This window comes from Variovorax sp. 38R (genome assembly GCF_014843395.1).
GTDB lineage: Bacteria > Pseudomonadota > Gammaproteobacteria > Burkholderiales > Burkholderiaceae_C > Variovorax > Variovorax paradoxus_H.
Window position 1 is genome coordinate 3536163 of the sequence record NZ_CP062121.1, and the last position, 16169, is coordinate 3552331.

17 protein-coding genes are annotated in these 16169 nt (G+C 66.2%); 11 read left to right on the plus strand and 6 right to left on the minus strand.

Going from position 1 to position 16169, the window contains the following annotated elements; translation table 11 throughout:
* Window positions 1–189 precede the first annotated feature (189 nt).
* The 3 genes from ilvC to IG196_RS16265 form a co-directional block, all read right to left on the minus strand.
* Window positions 190–1206, minus strand: a complete 1017-nt coding sequence (gene ilvC / locus IG196_RS16255; RefSeq protein WP_062478069.1) for a ketol-acid reductoisomerase — start codon at window positions 1204–1206, stop codon at window positions 190–192.
* A 148-nt stretch (window positions 1207–1354) separates the two neighbouring features.
* Window positions 1355–1846, minus strand: coding sequence for an acetolactate synthase small subunit (gene ilvN, locus IG196_RS16260; protein WP_099789850.1), 492 nt, complete (start codon window positions 1844–1846; stop codon window positions 1355–1357).
* Between the two features lie 106 nt (window positions 1847–1952).
* Window positions 1953–3737: an acetolactate synthase 3 catalytic subunit gene (locus IG196_RS16265; RefSeq protein WP_101491934.1), complete on the minus strand. Its 1785-nt coding sequence runs from the start codon at window positions 3735–3737 to the stop codon at window positions 1953–1955.
* A 283-nt stretch (window positions 3738–4020) separates the two neighbouring features.
* On the opposite strand from IG196_RS16265, the gene IG196_RS16270 reads away from it, so the two are divergent.
* Genes IG196_RS16270 through IG196_RS16295 form a run of 6 tightly spaced genes read left to right on the plus strand, consistent with a single transcriptional unit; the run spans window position 4021 to window position 7462 of the window.
* Complete coding sequence (locus IG196_RS16270; RefSeq protein WP_192191947.1) at window positions 4021–4587, plus strand: RNA polymerase sigma factor; 567 nt, start codon at window positions 4021–4023, stop codon at window positions 4585–4587.
* On the plus strand, window positions 4584–5009 hold the full coding sequence (locus IG196_RS16275; protein ID WP_192191948.1) for a DUF3619 family protein: 426 nt from the start codon (window positions 4584–4586) through the stop codon (window positions 5007–5009). The genes IG196_RS16270 and IG196_RS16275 overlap by 4 nt, the downstream gene beginning before the upstream one ends.
* A 59-nt stretch (window positions 5010–5068) precedes the next feature.
* On the plus strand, window positions 5069–5872 hold the full coding sequence (locus IG196_RS16280; protein WP_225616677.1) for a DUF3106 domain-containing protein: 804 nt from the start codon (window positions 5069–5071) through the stop codon (window positions 5870–5872).
* Window positions 5873–5884: 12 nt separating this feature from the next.
* Complete coding sequence (locus IG196_RS16285) at window positions 5885–6445, plus strand: RDD family protein (RefSeq protein WP_192191950.1); 561 nt, start codon at window positions 5885–5887, stop codon at window positions 6443–6445.
* The gene (locus IG196_RS16290) at window positions 6442–6840 is read left to right on the plus strand and encodes a diacylglycerol kinase (RefSeq protein WP_225616678.1); all 399 of its coding nucleotides are present in this window, start codon (window positions 6442–6444) and stop codon (window positions 6838–6840) included. Before IG196_RS16285 ends, IG196_RS16290 begins: the two co-directional genes overlap by 4 nt.
* Before the next feature lie 31 nt (window positions 6841–6871).
* The gene (locus IG196_RS16295) at window positions 6872–7462 is read left to right on the plus strand and encodes a TIGR00730 family Rossman fold protein (protein WP_192191951.1); all 591 of its coding nucleotides are present in this window, start codon (window positions 6872–6874) and stop codon (window positions 7460–7462) included.
* Between the two features lie 126 nt (window positions 7463–7588).
* Here the strand turns inward: IG196_RS16295 and IG196_RS16300 are convergent, their stop codons facing one another.
* Both IG196_RS16300 and IG196_RS16305 read right to left on the minus strand, forming a co-directional pair.
* Window positions 7589–7927: a P-II family nitrogen regulator gene (locus IG196_RS16300; protein ID WP_056580191.1), complete on the minus strand. Its 339-nt coding sequence runs from the start codon at window positions 7925–7927 to the stop codon at window positions 7589–7591.
* A complete protein-coding gene (locus tag IG196_RS16305; RefSeq protein WP_192191952.1) occupies window positions 7924–9621 on the minus strand; it encodes an NAD+ synthase in 1698 nt (565 codons plus the stop codon). Before IG196_RS16305 ends, IG196_RS16300 begins: the two co-directional genes overlap by 4 nt.
* Window positions 9622–9640: 19 nt before the next feature.
* On the opposite strand from IG196_RS16305, the gene IG196_RS16310 reads away from it, so the two are divergent.
* Together IG196_RS16310 and IG196_RS16315 are read left to right on the plus strand one after the other, a co-directional pair.
* Window positions 9641–10822 (plus strand): GNAT family N-acetyltransferase, encoded by a 1182-nt coding sequence (locus IG196_RS16310; protein ID WP_192191953.1) that lies wholly within the window; start codon window positions 9641–9643, stop codon window positions 10820–10822.
* A gap of 77 nt (window positions 10823–10899) precedes the next feature.
* Window positions 10900–11652 (plus strand): hypothetical protein, encoded by a 753-nt coding sequence (locus tag IG196_RS16315; RefSeq protein WP_101491857.1) that lies wholly within the window; start codon window positions 10900–10902, stop codon window positions 11650–11652.
* Window positions 11653–11691: 39 nt separating this feature from the next.
* Here IG196_RS16315 and ppa read toward each other — a convergent pair whose 3' ends face one another.
* Window positions 11692–12219: an inorganic diphosphatase gene (gene ppa, locus IG196_RS16320; protein WP_056518061.1), complete on the minus strand. Its 528-nt coding sequence runs from the start codon at window positions 12217–12219 to the stop codon at window positions 11692–11694.
* A 254-nt stretch (window positions 12220–12473) separates the two neighbouring features.
* Here ppa and IG196_RS16325 point away from each other — a divergent pair, with 254 nt between their 5' ends.
* The 3 genes from IG196_RS16325 (at window position 12474) to IG196_RS16335 (ending at window position 16165) form a co-directional block, all read left to right on the plus strand.
* Window positions 12474–14990, plus strand: a complete 2517-nt coding sequence (locus IG196_RS16325) for a sodium-translocating pyrophosphatase (RefSeq protein WP_192191954.1) — start codon at window positions 12474–12476, stop codon at window positions 14988–14990.
* A 1-nt stretch (window position 14991) separates the two neighbouring features.
* Window positions 14992–15360 carry a nuclear transport factor 2 family protein gene (locus IG196_RS16330; protein ID WP_099789874.1) on the plus strand — a complete coding sequence of 123 codons (369 nt, stop codon included), beginning with the start codon at window positions 14992–14994 and terminating at the stop codon, window positions 15358–15360.
* 73 nt (window positions 15361–15433) lie between these two features.
* A complete protein-coding gene (locus IG196_RS16335; protein WP_192191955.1) occupies window positions 15434–16165 on the plus strand; it encodes a MerR family transcriptional regulator in 732 nt (243 codons plus the stop codon).
* Window positions 16166–16169: the final 4 nt, after the last annotated feature.

Here is a 16169-nt window from a genome sequence, read left to right on the forward strand (position 1 = left end):
CAGTGTAGTTCAGGGGACTTGTGCGCTCCCCTTCAAACAAAAGGGCCACCGCGACGGGTGGCCCTCTGATTTGCGTGCTTCAAAGGCAGCCGAGGCGGCCGCCGCCGGGCCGCCCCAAGGCGAGCCGCGCCTCCCCCTCGGGGGGTGGCAAATTACACGCAGCGAAGCGGAGTGAAAAGCCGGGGGGCTTTAGTTCCGGGTCTGGTCGACCAGCTTGTTCTTCTTGATCCAGGGCATCATCGCGCGCAGCTTTTCGCCGACAACTTCGATCTGGTGCTCGGCGTTCAGGCGACGGCGGCTGATCAGCACCGGCTGGCCGGCAGCGGCTTCGAGCACGAAGCTCTTGGCGTATTCGCCGGTCTGGATGTCCTGCAAGACCTTCTTCATGGCCTTCTTGGTCTCGTCGGTCACGATGCGCGGGCCCGTGACGTACTCGCCGTACTCGGCGTTGTTCGAGATCGAGTAGTTCATGTTGGCGATGCCGCCTTCATAGATCAGGTCCACGATCAGCTTCAGCTCGTGCAGGCATTCGAAGTACGCCATTTCGGGCGCGTAGCCGGCTTCCACCAGCGTTTCGAAACCAGCCTTGATCAGCTCGACCGTGCCGCCGCACAGAACCGCTTGTTCGCCGAACAGGTCGGTCTCGGTTTCTTCGCGGAAGTTGGTCTCGATGATGCCGGCCTTGCCGCCGCCGTTGGCGGTGGCGTAGCTCAGCGCGAGGTCACGCGCCTTGCCGCTCTTGTCCTGGTGCACCGCGATCAGGTGCGGCACGCCGCCACCTTGCGTGTACGTGCCGCGCACGGTGTGGCCCGGGGCCTTGGGAGCGACCATCCACACGTCGAGGTCGGCGCGCGGCTGCACGAAACCGTAGTGCACGTTGAAGCCGTGCGCGAAGACGAGCGAAGCGCCTTCCTTGATGTTCGGGGCCACGTCGTTCTTGTAGACGGCGGCGATCTGCTCGTCGGGCAGCAGGATCATGACGACGTCGGCCGACTTCACGGCATCAGCGACTTCAGCGACCTGCAGGCCGGCCTTGCCGACCTTGTCCCACGAAGCGCCGCCCTTGCGCAGGCCGACCACGACCTTGACGCCGCTGTCGTTCAGGTTCTGCGCGTGCGCGTGACCTTGCGAGCCGTAACCGATGATGGCAACCGTCTTGCCCTTGATGAGGCTCAGGTCCGCGTCCTTGTCGTAATAAACCTTCATGATGTTCTCCAGATAGATATGCGAGTTGCAGTGTGTTGTTGTGCCGTTCGTCCTGAGCCTGTCGAAGGGCTCAATGCAGTCCCCGCTTGCGCGGAGGCTTCGACAAGCTCAGCCCGAACGGGCAACGACTGAGCTCCGAATCATGGTGTCAGACCCGCAGGATGCGTTCGCCGCGTCCGATGCCGCTGGCGCCGGTACGGACCGTCTCCAGAATGGCACTGCGGTCGATCGCTTCAAGAAAAGCGTCGTTCTTGCCGTGATCGCCGGTGAGCTCGATGGTGTAGCTCTTGTCGGTCACGTCGATGATGCGGCCGCGGAAGATTTCCGCCATGCGCATCATTTCCTCGCGTTCCTTGCCCACCGCACGCACCTTCACCATCATGAGTTCGCGCTCGGTGTAGGCGCCTTCGGTCAGGTCGACCACCTTCACGACCTCGATGAGGCGGTTCAGGTGCTTGGTGATCTGCTCGATCACGTCGTCCGAGCCGTTGGTGACGATGGTCATGCGCGAAAGGCTCGCGTCCTCGGTCGGCGCCACGGTCAGCGATTCGATGTTGTAGCCACGGGCCGAAAAAAGGCCCACCACGCGGGAAAGAGCACCCGGCTCGTTTTCCAGCAGCACTGCAATGATGTGTTTCATGTTGGCGTGACTCCTCTTTTCGCCGCCCTCCCCCGTGCACGGTAATGCGCGGGCTCGGCGGGCAATAGATTCGTCAGTAAAAAGTTGAGCGAACGAACGTTCCGGATCAGAGATCTTCGGAACCCAGCAGCATCTCGGTGATGCCCATGCCGGCCTTGACCATCGGGAACACGTTCTCGGTGGGGTCGGTACGGAAATCCATGAACACCGTGCGGTCCTTGAGCTTGCGCGCCTCGCGCAGCGCCGGCTCCACGTCTTGTGGACGTTCGATCAGCATGCCGACGTGGCCATAGGCCTCGGCGAGCTTCACGAAGTTGGGCAGCGCGTCCATGTAGCTGTGGCTGTAGCGGCCGGAGTATTCGATCTCCTGCCACTGGCGCACCATGCCCAGGTAGCGGTTGTTGAGCGAGCAGATCTTGATCGGCGTGTTGTACTGCAGGCAGGTCGACAACTCCTGGATGCACATCTGCACCGAGCCTTCGCCGGTGATGGTGAACACTTCCGAATCGGGCTTGGCGAGCTTGATGCCCATGGCGTAGGGAATGCCCACGCCCATGGTGCCCAGGCCGCCCGAATTGATCCAGCGGCGCGGCTCGTCGAAGCGGTAGTACTGGGCAGCCCACATCTGGTGCTGACCAACGTCCGACGTGATGTACGTGTCGGCGTCCTTGGTCATGTTCCAGAGGGTTTCGACCACGAACTGCGGCTTGATCACGTCCTTGTTGTCGCGGTCGTACTTGAGGCAGTCGCGCGAGCGCCAGCTCTCGATGGTCTTCCACCAGTCGGCCAATGCGCCGGCATCGGGCTTGGCGGTGCTCTCGCGGATCATCGAGATCAGCTCGGTGAGCACGTCCTTCACGTCGCCGACGATCGGGATGTCGACCTTCACGCGCTTGGAGATGCTCGACGGATCGATGTCGACGTGAATGATCTTGCGTTCGTTCTGCGCGAAGTGCTTGGGGTTGCCGATCACGCGGTCGTCGAAGCGCGCGCCGACGGCCAGCAGCACGTCGCAGTTCTGCATCGCGTTGTTGGCTTCGATGGTGCCGTGCATGCCCAGCATGCCGAGGAACTTGCGGTCGCTTGCCGGATAGGCACCCAGGCCCATCAGCGTGTTCGTGACCGGGTAGCCGAGCATGTCGACCAGCGTACGCAGCTCGTTGCAGGCATTGCCCAGGAGCACGCCGCCGCCGGTGTAGATGTACGGGCGCTTGGCCGCAAGCAGCAGTTGCAGTGCCTTGCGGATCTGCCCGCCGTGGCCCTTGCGCACCGGGTTGTACGAGCGCATCTCGACCTTGTCGGGATAGCCGCTGTACGGGGTCTTCTTGAAGGACACGTCCTTCGGCACATCCACCACCACGGGGCCGGGACGGCCGCTGCGTGCGATGTGGAAGGCCTTCTTCATCGTCATGGCCAGATCCTTCGGATCCTTGACGAGGAAGTTGTGCTTGACGATGGGGCGGGTGATGCCGACCGTGTCGCATTCCTGGAAGGCGTCGAGGCCGATCGCGGCCGTCGGCACCTGGCCGGAAATGATCACCATCGGGATCGAGTCCATGTACGCCGTCGCGATGCCCGTGACCGCATTGGTCAGGCCAGGGCCGGAGGTGACCAGTGCCACGCCGACTTCGCCGGTGGCGCGCGCATAGCCGTCGGCTGCGTGGACGGCGGCCTGTTCGTGGCGCACCAGCACATGCTGGATGGTGTCCTGCTTGTAGAACGCGTCGTAGATGTAGAGAACCGCGCCGCCGGGATAGCCCCAGACGTACTGAACGCCTTCGGCCTGCAGTGCTTTGATCAGCACTTCAGCGCCCATGAGTTCTTGCGTGGTGTTGCCGGCGCCAGAGGACGCGGCTGCTGCGGAAGCGAGTTCCGCCTTCGAGATTTCCATGATCAACCTTTGTGTTTTTTCGGGAACGAAAAACCTTGGGTGCCCCTTGCCAGCCCTTGTGGGGCCGCGCCAGGACTTGAGGCCAAAGCCATGAGCGGACTGATGTTCCGCCGGACCGTGACCCGTTTGCCTTTTGACTTGCAACGTGGATTATGACACTACCCGCGCGTTCAGACTCGCTTCAGGTGCCCTGTCCTGGCACAAAGGCATAATCCGCCGCATAAAAACATAAGCGTTCGCCAAACATCCTCCCCACGCGGCGCATCCCGCCGCCCCCTCTCATTTGGCTACTGAACACGAACTCTCCGACTTCCTGAAAAACGTCGAGCGACGGGCCTTCAAGCGCTCGGTCTATCACGTGCGGGACGAAGAAGCGGCACTCGATATCGTGCAGGACAGCATGATGAAGCTGGCGCAGCACTACGGCGACAAGCCTGCCGAGGAACTGCCGATGCTGTTCCAGCGCATCCTGTCAAACTGCACGCTCGACTGGTTCCGCCGCCAGAAGACCCGCCGCGCCCTTTTCTCCAATCTCAGCGACTTCGAACCGGCCGACAACGGCGAAGATTTCGATCTGCTGGAGAACTTTGTCTCGCCAACCGACTCCAGGGAATCGGAGAGCGCCGAAGACATCATCCGCCGCAGCCAGGTCTTTCATGCCATCGAAGAACAGATCGCGGCTTTGCCCGGCCGTCAACGCGAGGCTTTCCTGATGCGTTACTGGGAGGAAATGGACGTCGCAGAGACGGCCGCCGCAATGGGCTGCTCCGAGGGCAGCGTCAAAACCCATTGTTCGCGCGCTGTCCACGCTCTGAGCAAGGCGCTCAAAGCCAAGGGAATATCGCTATGAATACCAAGGTTCCAACCTCTCAAACCAGCGCTGCAGAAGACCGCTTCGGCCAACGGCTGGCGGCTCGGCTGTCGGACGGCAATCAAGCGTTGCCGCACGACATCAGCGAGCGCCTGCGCGTGGCTCGTTCGCAGGCCATTGCCGCGCGCAAGCAGGCACCGCAACTGCGCACAGCGCCCGCCGTGGTCCAGTCGGGCCACACGGTCACGCTGGGCGGCAGCTGGTGGACGCGCATCGGCTCCGTGGTGCCCCTGCTCGCCCTGGTGGCCGGCCTGATCACCATCAGCGTGATGCAGGACGACGATCGCGCCAGCGAACTCGCCGAAGTCGACTCGGCCCTGCTGACGGGCGACCTGCCGCCCGCCGCCTACACCGATCCCGGCTTCGCCCAATTCCTGAAGGCCGACAGCGCCTCCGATTGAACACCCATCTCGACCGAATGCGCCGCCGCTCTGTTTCTCGCGCGAAAGCCCTGCTTCCGTTGCGCCCGCTCCAAGCGGGCGTTGTCGTTTGGGCGGGTGCGCTGGCCGCCGCCGCTTTCGGCCTGACCCTGGCCGGCGCGCAAACGCTGCCCGACGCCAGCAAATCCGCCACGCACGCTGCAGCCGTCCACGGCGCGGCAAGCCCCAAGGCGGTCGCCACGACCAAGCCGCTCTGGAGCGACCTGACCGCCGAGCAGCAGCAGGCCCTGAAGCCGCTGATCACCCACTGGAACACGCTGAACGTCGGGCAAAAGCGCAAATGGCTGGCGCTGTCGCGCAACTACGCGAACATGCCCGCCGACGACCAGGTCACGCTGCACAGCCGCATGATCGAATGGGCGGCACTGAGCAACCAGCAGCGCACCCAGGCCCGCCTGAACTTCGCCGAGGTCAAGCGGGTCCCCGCCGATGAGCGCAAGCTCAAGTGGGAGCAGTACCAGGCGCTGAGCGAAGAAGAAAAACGCAAGCTCGCCGAGCGCGCACCGCCCAAGCCGCGCGGCGCCGCCGTGCCGGTGCGCCCGGTGTCGTCGCAAAAACTCGTGCCCGTGCCGGCTGTCACGCCGCCCGGACAGCACACGCCCCGCATCGTGCCGGCCACGCTCCCCACGCCAGTGCTGCCGCCGGCGGCCGTCGTGGTGAATTCGCCTGCTGCACCGGAACGCGCAACCACACCGGCCAGCGTCATCGCCGTGCCGCCCGCCTCGGCGCCGAGCAGCATCACGCCGCCGCCGGTGCCCGCGGAGGCCCAGGTGCCGGCGCCGTCTGCGGCATCGGCGCCCGCGGCCACGTCCTCCGCCCCCTGACCGAAGGTTTCGATGGTTTCCAGTTCTCCCGAAGCCTCGGGACCCGGCCAGTCCGCCTCGCCCTCCACTTCCACTCCCAACGCTCCTGCAGTGCCGGGCCTGTGGCGGCGCATGGCGTGCTGGCTCTATGAGGGCATGCTGCTGTTCGCGGTCGTGTTCGTGTCCGGCTGGCTGTTCAGCACGCTGGGCCAGATGCGCGACGCCATGGACGAGCGGCGGCACCTGCTCCAGGCCTTCCTGTTCGTGGTGTTCGGCGTCTACTTCGTCTGGTTCTGGGCCAAGGGCCAGACGCTGGCCATGAAGACCTGGAACATCCGCATCGTCGACCGTCACGGCCAGCCCGTCAGCCAGGGCCGCGCGCTCGCGCGCTACCTGCTGAGCTGGGTGTGGTTCCTGCCGCCGCTCGCCGCCATCGCCCCGTTCAAGCTGTCGGGCGGCGAATCGACCGTGCTGATCTTCGGCTGGGTCGCCGTCTGGGCGCTGTTGGCCCGCTTTCACCCCGACCGCCAGTTCTGGCACGACGCCTGGGCCGGTACGCGGCTCATCACCTCCAAGCCGATGAGCCGCCAATGAGTGCCCTGCCCGACCCCGCCGTGAACCCACAAAAAGCCCGCAAGGGCCTCGAGCGCGTCTGGCACGCCACCCTGATCTCGCTGCACGGCCTGCGCGCCGGCTGGAGCGAGCCGGCGTTCCGCCAGGAAGCCATCCTGTCGATGCTCATGATCCCGGCCGCTTTCTGGCTCGGACGCAGCTGGGTCGAGGTCGCACTGCTCGCCGGCAGCGCCATCCTGGTGATGATCGTCGAGCTGCTCAACACCGCCGTCGAAGCCGCCATCGACCGCATCGGCCCCGAGTGGCACGACCTCTCCAAGCGCGCGAAGGACATGGGCAGCGCCGCCGTCCTACTGTCCCTCACGCTGTGCGGCGGCATCTGGGCCGCGGCCCTGTGGCAACGCTTCGTGTCATGAGCGGGTCTGCCGCCTGCGGCATGATCGCAAGATGACTCCTGAATTTTCGATTTGCGTGTATTGCGGCTCTCGTCCCGGCGAGCGCCCCGAGTTTTCCCAGGCCGCCCAGGCCGTAGGCCAATGGATCGGCCAGCACGGCGGCCAGCTGGTCTACGGCGGTGGCCGCACCGGCCTGATGGGCACCGTGGCCGAGGCCACGCGCCTGGCCGGCGGCCGCGTCGTCGGCATCATTCCCAAGGCCCTGGTCGACAAGGAACTGGCCAACCCCCTGTGCGACGAGCTGCACGTGGTCGACACCATGCACGAGCGCAAGGCCATGATGGGCGAGCGCGCCGACGCCTTCCTCGCGATGGCGGGCGGCATCGGCACCTTCGAAGAACTGTTCGAGATCTGGACCTGGCGCCAGCTCGGCTACCACGACAAGCCGACTGGCATCCTCAACACCGCCGGCTATTACGACGGCCTACTGGGCTTCCTGGCGCACAGCGTGCGCGAGGGCTTCATGGGCGAATGGCAGATGGACCTGGTCCGCACCGGCACCGACGTGCCCGAACTGCTGACCGCGCTGCGCGCCGAAGTCCCCCTGCACCCCCGCGACGACCGCCTGTCAGAGAACCTCTGACCGGAACGAGCCCCCGCCTCATTCCAGCGAACACCGAGGAACCGGCTTTGCCGGGCCTCTGGTGTTGCCCCCGGTAGGGGGTTGGCGTAGCGACACGAAGTGCGCGCAGCCTGGGGGTGAGCCTAACTAGACTGCGTTTTCGTTTTCTTCGCCGGTGCGGATGCGCACGATGCGCTCCACCTCGGTCACGAAGATCTTGCCGTCACCGATCTTGCCCGTGCGCGCCGAGCTCACGATGGCCTCGATGCAGCGCTCCACGTCGCTCTCGTTGACGACCACTTCGACCTTCATCTTGGGCAGGAAGTCGACCACGTACTCGGCGCCGCGGTACAGCTCGGTGTGGCCCTTCTGGCGGCCGAAGCCCTTGACCTCTGTCACCGTGAGGCCGGTGACGCCCACTTCGGCCAGGGCTTCGCGCACGTCCTCGAGCTTGAAGGGTTTGACGATGGCGGTGATCTGCTTCATGGTTTTTGTGCTCCGGCGGTTTCGTTGAACTTGCTGGTGATAGGGTAACGCCAATCCTTGCCGAAGCTTCGGTGGGTGACCCGGATGCCTACGGGCGCCTGGCGCCGCTTGTATTCGTTGATCCTGATGAGCCGCGCAACCCGCTCGACCACCGCGCGGTCGTAGCCCGCGGCAATGATCTCGTCGATGCCTTCATCGTCCTGCATGTAGCGTGCCAGGATGCCGTCCAGCACGTCGTAGGGCGGCAGGCTGTCCTGGTCGGTCTGGTCGGGGCGCAGTTCGGCGCTCGGCGGACGCGTGATGATGCGCTCGGGAATCGGCGCCGCGCCGGTGCCGTACGGGTCGTGGGCGTTGCGCCAGCGCGCCAACGCGAACACCGTGGTCTTGAGCAGGTCCTTGATGACTGCAAAGCCGCCCGCCATGTCGCCGTAGAGCGTGCAGTAGCCGGTGGCCATCTCGCTCTTGTTGCCGGTGGTCAGCACGATCGCGCCGAACTTGTTCGACAACCCCATGAGCAGCGTGCCCCGGATGCGGGCCTGGATGTTTTCTTCGGCCGTGTCTTCGGGCCGCCCCTTGAACTCCTCGGCCAGCGCGGCCTTGAAGGACTCGAAGGTGTCTTTGATCGAAATTTCGTCGTAGCGCACGCCCAGCCGGCCGGCCATGTCGCGCGCATCGATCCAGCTGATGTCGGCCGTGTAGGGCGACGGCATCATCACCGCGCGGACCTTGTCCTTGCCCAGTGCATCGACCGCGATCGCGAGCACCAGCGCCGAGTCGATGCCGCCCGAGAGCCCGAGGATCGCGCCCGGAAAACCGTTCTTGCCGATGTAGTCGCGCACGCCGAGCACCAGGGCGTCCCACAGCTGCGCCTCGGGGTCGCGCGGCGCGGCAATGGCCGACGGGTCGGCCACGACGGCAACACCGCCCTGCACCCCGCGCGCGAGTTCCATGAAGACCAGCCGCTCGCGAAAGCTCTCGGCCTGCGCGGCCAGTGCGCCATCGGCCTGCAGCGCGAACGAAGCGCCGTCGAACACCACCTCGTCCTGCCCACCCACCAGGTGCGCGTAGACCAGCGGCAGGCCCACGGCGCGTGCGCGGTCGGCCATGCGCGCCACGCGCTCGCCTTCCTTGCCCACGTGGTACGGCGAGGCGTTGATCACCGCCAGCACCTCGGCGCCGCCGGCGCGCGCCAGCTCGGCCGGCGCGTCGAACCAGGCGTCTTCGCAGATCAGCAGTCCGACCGACACGCCGCCCGCCTCGAACACGCAGGTGCCCTGCCCTGGCGTGAAGTAGCGGCGCTCGTCGAACACCTGGTAGTTGGGCAGCTCGCGCTTGGCATAGGTTTCGAGGATGCGGCCTTCCTTGATCACGCTGGCCGCGTTGTGGCGCAGCTGCACCGCCACAGACCGGCTGCGCAGGCTGCCGCCGCTGGGATGCCCCACCACCACGACCATGTCTTTGAGGTCGGTCAGCGCGGCGGCGATGCCTTTCACGGCATCATCACAGGCTTCGGTGAAGGCGGGACGGAGGAGCAGGTCCTCCGCCGCATAGCCGGCGATCGAGAGTTCGGGTGTCAGCAGAAGGCGCGCGCCCTGCACGTAGGCCTCGCGTGCGGCGCCGACGATCTTCTGCGCATTGCCGACGAGGTCGCCCACCACAAAATTGAGTTGCGCGATGGCGAGCTTGAGCGTCATACAGAAGGAAGAAAAAGGCTTGAACGATTATGTCATTCGGGTTCTGGCGTCGCCGGCGGACATCGACCCGCAAGCCTGGAACACACTGCTCGCGGCGCAGCCCGAGCCCTCGCCTTTCATGCGCCACGAGTACCTCGCGGCGATGCACGACAGCGGCAGCGCCTCGCCCGAGCGCGGATGGACGCCGCAGTTCGTCACGCTGTGGCGCGGCGATGTGCTCGAAGCCGCCTGCGCGCTCTACCTCAAGGACCATTCCTACGGCGAGTACGTGTTCGACTGGGCCTGGGCCAATGCCTACGAGCAGCACGGCCTCGCCTACTACCCCAAGGCCGTGGTGGCGGCACCCTTCACGCCCGTGCCCGGCGCCCGGCTGCTGGCACGCGACGCGCCAAGCCGCACGCTGCTGGTGCAGGGGCTGGTCGCCGTCTGCAAGGAACAGGAACTTTCGTCTCTGCATCTGCTGTTCGGCGCCGATGCCGACATCGCCGCGTGCACCGAAGCCGGGCTGATGCTGCGCCACACGGTGCAGTTCCATTGGACAAACACAACCCCTTCGCCGATCGACGCACAAGCCGGCTATGCCGACTTCGACGCCTTCCTCGCGAGCCTCTCGCACGACAAGCGCAAGAAGATCCGCCAGGAGCGCCGCAAGGTTGCCGAGGCCGGCGTCAGCTTCCGCTGGTCGCGCGGCACCGACATCTCGGCTGCCGACTGGGATTTCCTCTACCGCTGCTACGAGCGCACCTACCGCGAGCATGGCAACCCGCCCTACCTCACGCGCGACTTCTTCCAGCGCATGGCCGACACGCTGCCCGAGGCCTGGCTGCTGTTCGTCGCGGAACGCGACGGACGCCCCATCGCGACCAGCCTGATCGCACTCTCCACCGACGAGGCCCAACCGCTGGTGGCCTACGGCCGCTACTGGGGCGCATTGGAGCGCGTCGACTGCCTGCATTTCGAGGCCTGCTACTACCAGCCGATCGCCTGGTGCATCGCGCACGGGGCGGCACGCTTCGAAGGCGGCGCGCAAGGCGAGCACAAGATGGCCCGCGCGCTGATGCCGGTGCGCACCACCAGCGCCCACTGGCTCGCGCACCCTTCGTTCGCGGACGCGGTAGAGCGCTTTCTCGAACGCGAAGGCGCCGGCATCGAGAACTACATGGACCACCTCGGCGAGCGCAGCCCGTTCAAGGCGGCCTGAGCGGCGTGGGAGCGCCGGGGGCTGCTATAAACCCGCCCGGCACTCAAACAACCACACACAACACACAGGGAGCACCGATGCCATTCGTCGGACTGGGACTGCACATCCTCATCGCGCTGTATTTCGCCGTGCATGCCATGCGCCACGGCAAGCAGATCTACTGGCTCATCATTCTTTTCAGCTTTCCACTGCTCGGCAGCATCGTGTACTTCGTCGTCGAGTACCTGCCCGCCTCGCGCATGCAGCGCACCGCCGGCAAGGTGGCCAGCGCGGCCATCGGCTTCATCGACCCTGAGCGCGAATACCGCGCCGCCGCCGATGCCTACGACCTCGCACCCACAGCGCAGAACAAGCTGCGACTGGCCAAGGCCGCGCTCGACCGCGGTCAGGCAACCGATGCCGTCGGGCATTACCGCGATGCGCTGAAAGGCCCCTTCGCTTCCGACCCTGAGCTGCAGTTCGGCCTGGCCAGCGCCCTGGTCGCCGAAGGCAGCCCGGCCTCGGGCCGCGAGGCCCATCTGGCGCTGCAGGCCCTGCGTGCCACGCGCGACGACTACCGCAAGGACGAGGTCGCCGTGCTGAACGCCCGCGCGCTCGCCGCCGAGGGCCGCACGCCGGAAGCGCGCGAAGCCTTCGAGACTGCGCTGAACACATACAACACGGTGGAAACGCGCGCCCGCTACATCGCGTGGCTGGCGCAACAAGGCGACACAACCGCTGCGCAGCGCCAGTGGGACGAGCTGCAGCAGGCGGCGCGCCACTGGAACTCGCATGCGCGAGGCGTCAACCGCGAATGGATGCGGCTGGCCGGGGATGCGGTCCAGGGCTGACGGCCCGGAGCATCCAGGCCGTCGTTCAAACGAAAGAAATTACTTCTTGTAGGCAGCAATGCCGTCAAGAATTTCCTTCTTGGCAGCGTCGATGCCTTCCCAGCCCAGCACCTTGACCCACTTGCCGGCTTCCAGGTCCTTGTAGTGCTCGAAGAAGTGGCTGATGGCCTTCAGGCGCATCGGGTTCACGTCGTCGACCGACTTCCAGTGGCTGTAGATCGGCAGCACCTTGTCGGTGGGCACGGCCAGCACCTTGCCGTCGACGCCGGCTTCGTCTTCCATCATCAGGATGCCCAGGGGGCGGCAGGGCACGACCACGCCCGGCAGCAGCGGGTACGGGGCAATGACGAGCACGTCGACCGGGTCGCCGTCGCCCGACAGGGTCTGCGGCACGTAGCCGTAGTTGGCCGGGTAGTACATGGCCGTCGTCATGAAGCGGTCCACGAAGATCGCGCCCGATTCCTTGTCGACTTCGTACTTGATCGGGTCGGCATTCATCGGGATTTCGATCACGACGTTGAAGGCGTCGGGGACGTTCTTGCCGGGGGAGACTTTGTCGAAGGACATGACGTTTTTCGAGTAGTTGAAAAGTATGAGACGGATGGGGACAAACCCGGAGTTTACTTTCCGTGTCACAGGCCGGTCGCACGCGTGTGTGTTTTTGCCTGTAAATTGCAACCGTTGGCCAATCGGCTCCGCACCTTCGGTGCAGTGAGCTTCGAGGAAGCAACGCGGCGGAGAACATGGTCCCGTACGCGTTGCGCGCAGGGCCCAGGCTGTCCGTCTCCACAAGTCACAACGAACGAATGGAGAAGCTAAGCATGAGCGGCAACACCCCCCTGATTCTTGCCATCGTCTGCGGCCTGGTGGCCGTAGGCTACGGTTTCTGGGCCCGAAGTTGGATTCTCGCCAAGGACCCGGGCAACGCCCGGATGCAGGAAATCGCCGCGGCCATCCAGGCCGGCGCCTCGGCCTACCTCGCCAAGCAATACACCACCATCGCGGTGGTCGGCGCGGTGCTCGCGGTGCTCATCGCCCTCTTCCTCGACCTGACCACGGCCGTCGGCTTCGTGGTCGGCGCGGTGCTCTCGGGCGCCTGCGGCTTCATCGGCATGAACGTGTCGGTGCGCGCCAACGTGCGCACCGCGCAAGCCGCGACCAAGGGCATCGGCCCGGCGCTCGACGTGGCGTTTCGCGGCGGCGCCATTACCGGCATGCTCGTGGTGGGCCTGGGCCTGCTGGGCGTGACGGGCTTCTACTGGTTCCTGGCCGGCAACGCGCCGAAGGCGGACCACAGCCTGGCGGCCCTCCTCAATCCGCTGATCGGCTTTGCCTTCGGCTCCTCGCTGATCTCGATCTTTGCGCGGCTCGGCGGCGGCATCTTCACCAAGGGCGCTGACGTCGGTGCCGACCTGGTGGGCAAGGTCGAAGCCGGCATTCCGGAAGACGACCCGCGCAACCCGGCGGTGATCGCCGACAACGTGGGCGACAACGTCGGTGACTGCGCCGGCATGGCGGCCGACCTGTTCGAGACCTACGCGGTGACGCTCATCGCCACCATGGTGCTGGGCGCGCTGATGGTCACGGCGGCGCCGCTGGACGCGGTGCTGTACCCGCTCGCGCTGGGCGGCGTGTCGATCATTGCATCGATCATCGGCTGCTTCTTCGTGAAGGCCTCGCCGGGCATGGTCAACGTGATGCCGGCGCTCTACAAGGGCCTCGCAGTGGCGGGCGTCCTGTCGCTGATCGCGTTCTGGTTCGTCACGAGCTGGATCATTCCCGACAACGCCATCGCCGCCAGCGGCAGCCAGCTGAAGCTGTTCGGCGCCTGCTTCGTGGGCCTGGCACTCACGGCCGCGCTGGTGTGGGTCACCGAGTACTACACCGGCACGCAATACAAGCCCGTGCAGCACATCGCACAGGCCTCGACCACGGGCCACGGCACCAACATCATCGCGGGCCTGGGCGTGTCGATGCGTTCGACGGCCTGGCCGGTGATCTTCGTGTGCATCGCGATCCTGGCCTCGTATTCGCTGGCCGGCCTGTACGGCATTGCGGTGGCTGCCACGTCGATGCTGAGCATGGCCGGCATCGTGGTGGCGCTCGACGCCTACGGCCCCATCACCGACAACGCCGGCGGCATCGCCGAAATGAGCGACCTGCCCGCCAGCGTGCGCGCCGTGACCGACCCGCTCGACGCCGTCGGCAACACGACCAAGGCCGTGACCAAGGGCTACGCCATCGGCTCGGCCGGCCTCGCCTCGCTGGTGCTCTTCGCCGACTACACCCACAAGCTCGAGAGCTTCGGGCTGAACATCAGCTTCAACCTGAGCGACCCGATGGTGATCGTCGGCCTCTTCATCGGCGGGCTGATTCCCTACCTCTTCGGTGCGATGGCCATGGAAGCCGTGGGCCGCGCGGCCGGTGCCGTGGTGGAAGAAGTGCGTCGCCAGTTCCGCGAGATCCCCGGGATCATGGAAGGCACCGGCAAGCCCGAGTACGGCAAGGCCGTGGGCATGCTGACCGGCGCGGCCATCAAGGAAATGATGATCCCGTCGCTGCTGCCGGTGGTGGTGCCGATCCTGGTCGGCCTCGTGCTCGGACCGAAGGCGCTGGGCGGCCTGCTGATGGGCACCATCGTCACGGGCCTCTTCGTCGCCATCTCGATGTGCACGGGCGGCGGTGCGTGGGACAACGCCAAGAAGTACATCGAAGACGGCCACCACGGCGGCAAGGGCTCCGAGGCGCACAAGGCCGCCGTCACCGGCGACACCGTGGGCGACCCCTACAAGGACACGGCCGGCCCGGCGGTGAACCCGCTGATCAAGATCATCAACATCGTAGCGCTGCTCATCGTGCCGCTGGTGGTCAAGTTCCACGCCGGCGATGCGGCGGCAGCGGTGCCGGCCAAAGTCGAGATGCCGCCTGCAGTCACGGCACCCGCCGCGACGGCACCGGCAGCCACGCCGGCCGCCACCCTCGCCTCGGCGGCCGTGGTGGCCACCGAAGCCGCGGCGGTGAAGGTCGAGAACGGCATCGTGAAGTTCTACTTTGCGAGCGCCAGCGCCGAGGTCGCGCCCAACGCCAAGGAGGCGCTGTCCGATGTCATCAAGGCCGTGCAGAGCGGCGGCACCGTGCTGGTGAGCGGCTACCACGACGCCAGCGGCGATCCGGCCAAGAACGCCGAACTGGCCAAGCAGCGCGCCATGGCCGTGCGCGACGCCATCAAGGCGGCGGGTGCACCCGAGGACAAGATCGAACTCGCCAAGCCGGAGCAGTCGCAGGCCGACGGCCCGGCCTCGGAAGCACGCCGCGTCGAAGTGAAAGTGAAGTCCTGACATGCCGACCGCCGCCCGGCTCGAAGCCTTCATTGCCGCCGTCGAAGGCGGCGCGCATGCCCAGGTCATCGAAGATTTCTACACCGAAGACGCCACCATGCGCGAGAACCAGGCCGAGCCGCGGCGCGGGCGCAGCACGCTGGTCGCACAGGAAAGCGCCGTGCTCGCACGCACCGAGTCGGTGGCATCGACCTGCGTGCGGCCGGTGCTGGTGAACGGCGACCACGTCGCCATCCACTGGATCTTCGAGTTCGCCTTCAAGGGCGGCGGCCGCATGCGCATGGAAGAAATTGCCTGGCAGCGCTGGGACGGCGAACGCATCGCCGAAGAGCAGTTCTTCTACGACCCGGCGCAGCGCAAGCCGGGCTGAGGATGCGGCGCCCGGACCGCGCGATCCGGGCTGGCTTTATGCAACATTTTCGATGTAACATTGAAACTGTCACATGAACGCACCCACCGCCGCCCCCGATTCCACCGCCCCGCAGGAGCTCTCCATCGAGGCCCTGGCGGCACGCTCGGGCGTCACGGTGCGCAACATCCGCGCGTACACCACGAGCGGCCTGCTGCCGCCACCCCGGCTGCAGGGCCGGCTCGGCTTGTACGGCCCTAACCACATTCAACGCCTGGCGCTGATCCGCGAACTGCGCGAGCAGGGCTTCGGCATCGAGGCGATCCGCCGCATCTTCACGCGCGCGCCGGCCTCCACCTGGCCCGACCTGCTGGCCGTGGCGCGCTCGGTGTCGGGCAGCCTGTTCGCCGAAGAAACACCCGTGGTGGTGTCGGCCCAGGCGCTGGCCACCAAGTGGCAAGGCCAGATGACGCCCGCCCTGCTCGGCCGCGCCACCCGCGCCGGCCTCATGCGTGAACTGCCCGACGGCCAGGTGCAGGTGCTGAGCCCGGCACTCGGTCAGGTCGCCGAACAGCTGGCCGCGCTCGGCCTGCCGCTCGAAGCGGTCATCGGCATGCAGGAAACCATGGTCCGCACGCTGCGCACCGTGGCGCGGCGCTGGCTGCGCACGCTGGCCGACAGCCTGCTCTCCGGCGACACCCTCGATGCCGGCCGCGCCGCGCAGCTGCTCGAGAAAGCACGGCCGTTGGCCACCGGGGCGGTGCAGGCCGCCTTTCCCGTGATCCTGCAGCAGGAGCTCGACGCCCTGCTGCACAAGACCGCCTGATGCC

Excerpts from the sequence above, each read along its gene's own strand:
- IG196_RS16325 (WP_192191954.1), top strand. The coding sequence starts at position 12,474 with ATGAGCGGCAACACCCCCCTGATTCTTGCCATCGTCTGCGGCCTGGTG.
- IG196_RS16290 (WP_225616678.1), top strand. The coding sequence starts at position 6,442 with ATGAGTGCCCTGCCCGACCCCGCCGTGAACCCACAAAAAGCCCGCAAG.
- ppa (WP_056518061.1), bottom strand. The coding sequence starts at position 12,219 with ATGTCCTTCGACAAAGTCTCCCCCGGCAAGAACGTCCCCGACGCCTTC.
- ilvC (WP_062478069.1), bottom strand. The coding sequence starts at position 1,206 with ATGAAGGTTTATTACGACAAGGACGCGGACCTGAGCCTCATCAAGGGC.
- IG196_RS16315 (WP_101491857.1), top strand. The coding sequence starts at position 10,900 with ATGCCATTCGTCGGACTGGGACTGCACATCCTCATCGCGCTGTATTTC.
- ilvN (WP_099789850.1), bottom strand. The coding sequence starts at position 1,846 with ATGAAACACATCATTGCAGTGCTGCTGGAAAACGAGCCGGGTGCTCTT.
- IG196_RS16305 (WP_192191952.1), bottom strand. The coding sequence starts at position 9,621 with ATGACGCTCAAGCTCGCCATCGCGCAACTCAATTTTGTGGTGGGCGAC.
- IG196_RS16265 (WP_101491934.1), bottom strand. The coding sequence starts at position 3,737 with ATGGAAATCTCGAAGGCGGAACTCGCTTCCGCAGCAGCCGCGTCCTCT.
- IG196_RS16335 (WP_192191955.1), top strand. The coding sequence starts at position 15,434 with ATGAACGCACCCACCGCCGCCCCCGATTCCACCGCCCCGCAGGAGCTC.
- IG196_RS16330 (WP_099789874.1), top strand. The coding sequence starts at position 14,992 with ATGCCGACCGCCGCCCGGCTCGAAGCCTTCATTGCCGCCGTCGAAGGC.
- IG196_RS16300 (WP_056580191.1), bottom strand. The coding sequence starts at position 7,927 with ATGAAGCAGATCACCGCCATCGTCAAACCCTTCAAGCTCGAGGACGTG.
- IG196_RS16285 (WP_192191950.1), top strand. The coding sequence starts at position 5,885 with ATGGTTTCCAGTTCTCCCGAAGCCTCGGGACCCGGCCAGTCCGCCTCG.
- IG196_RS16275 (WP_192191948.1), top strand. The coding sequence starts at position 4,584 with ATGAATACCAAGGTTCCAACCTCTCAAACCAGCGCTGCAGAAGACCGC.
- IG196_RS16295 (WP_192191951.1), top strand. The coding sequence starts at position 6,872 with ATGACTCCTGAATTTTCGATTTGCGTGTATTGCGGCTCTCGTCCCGGC.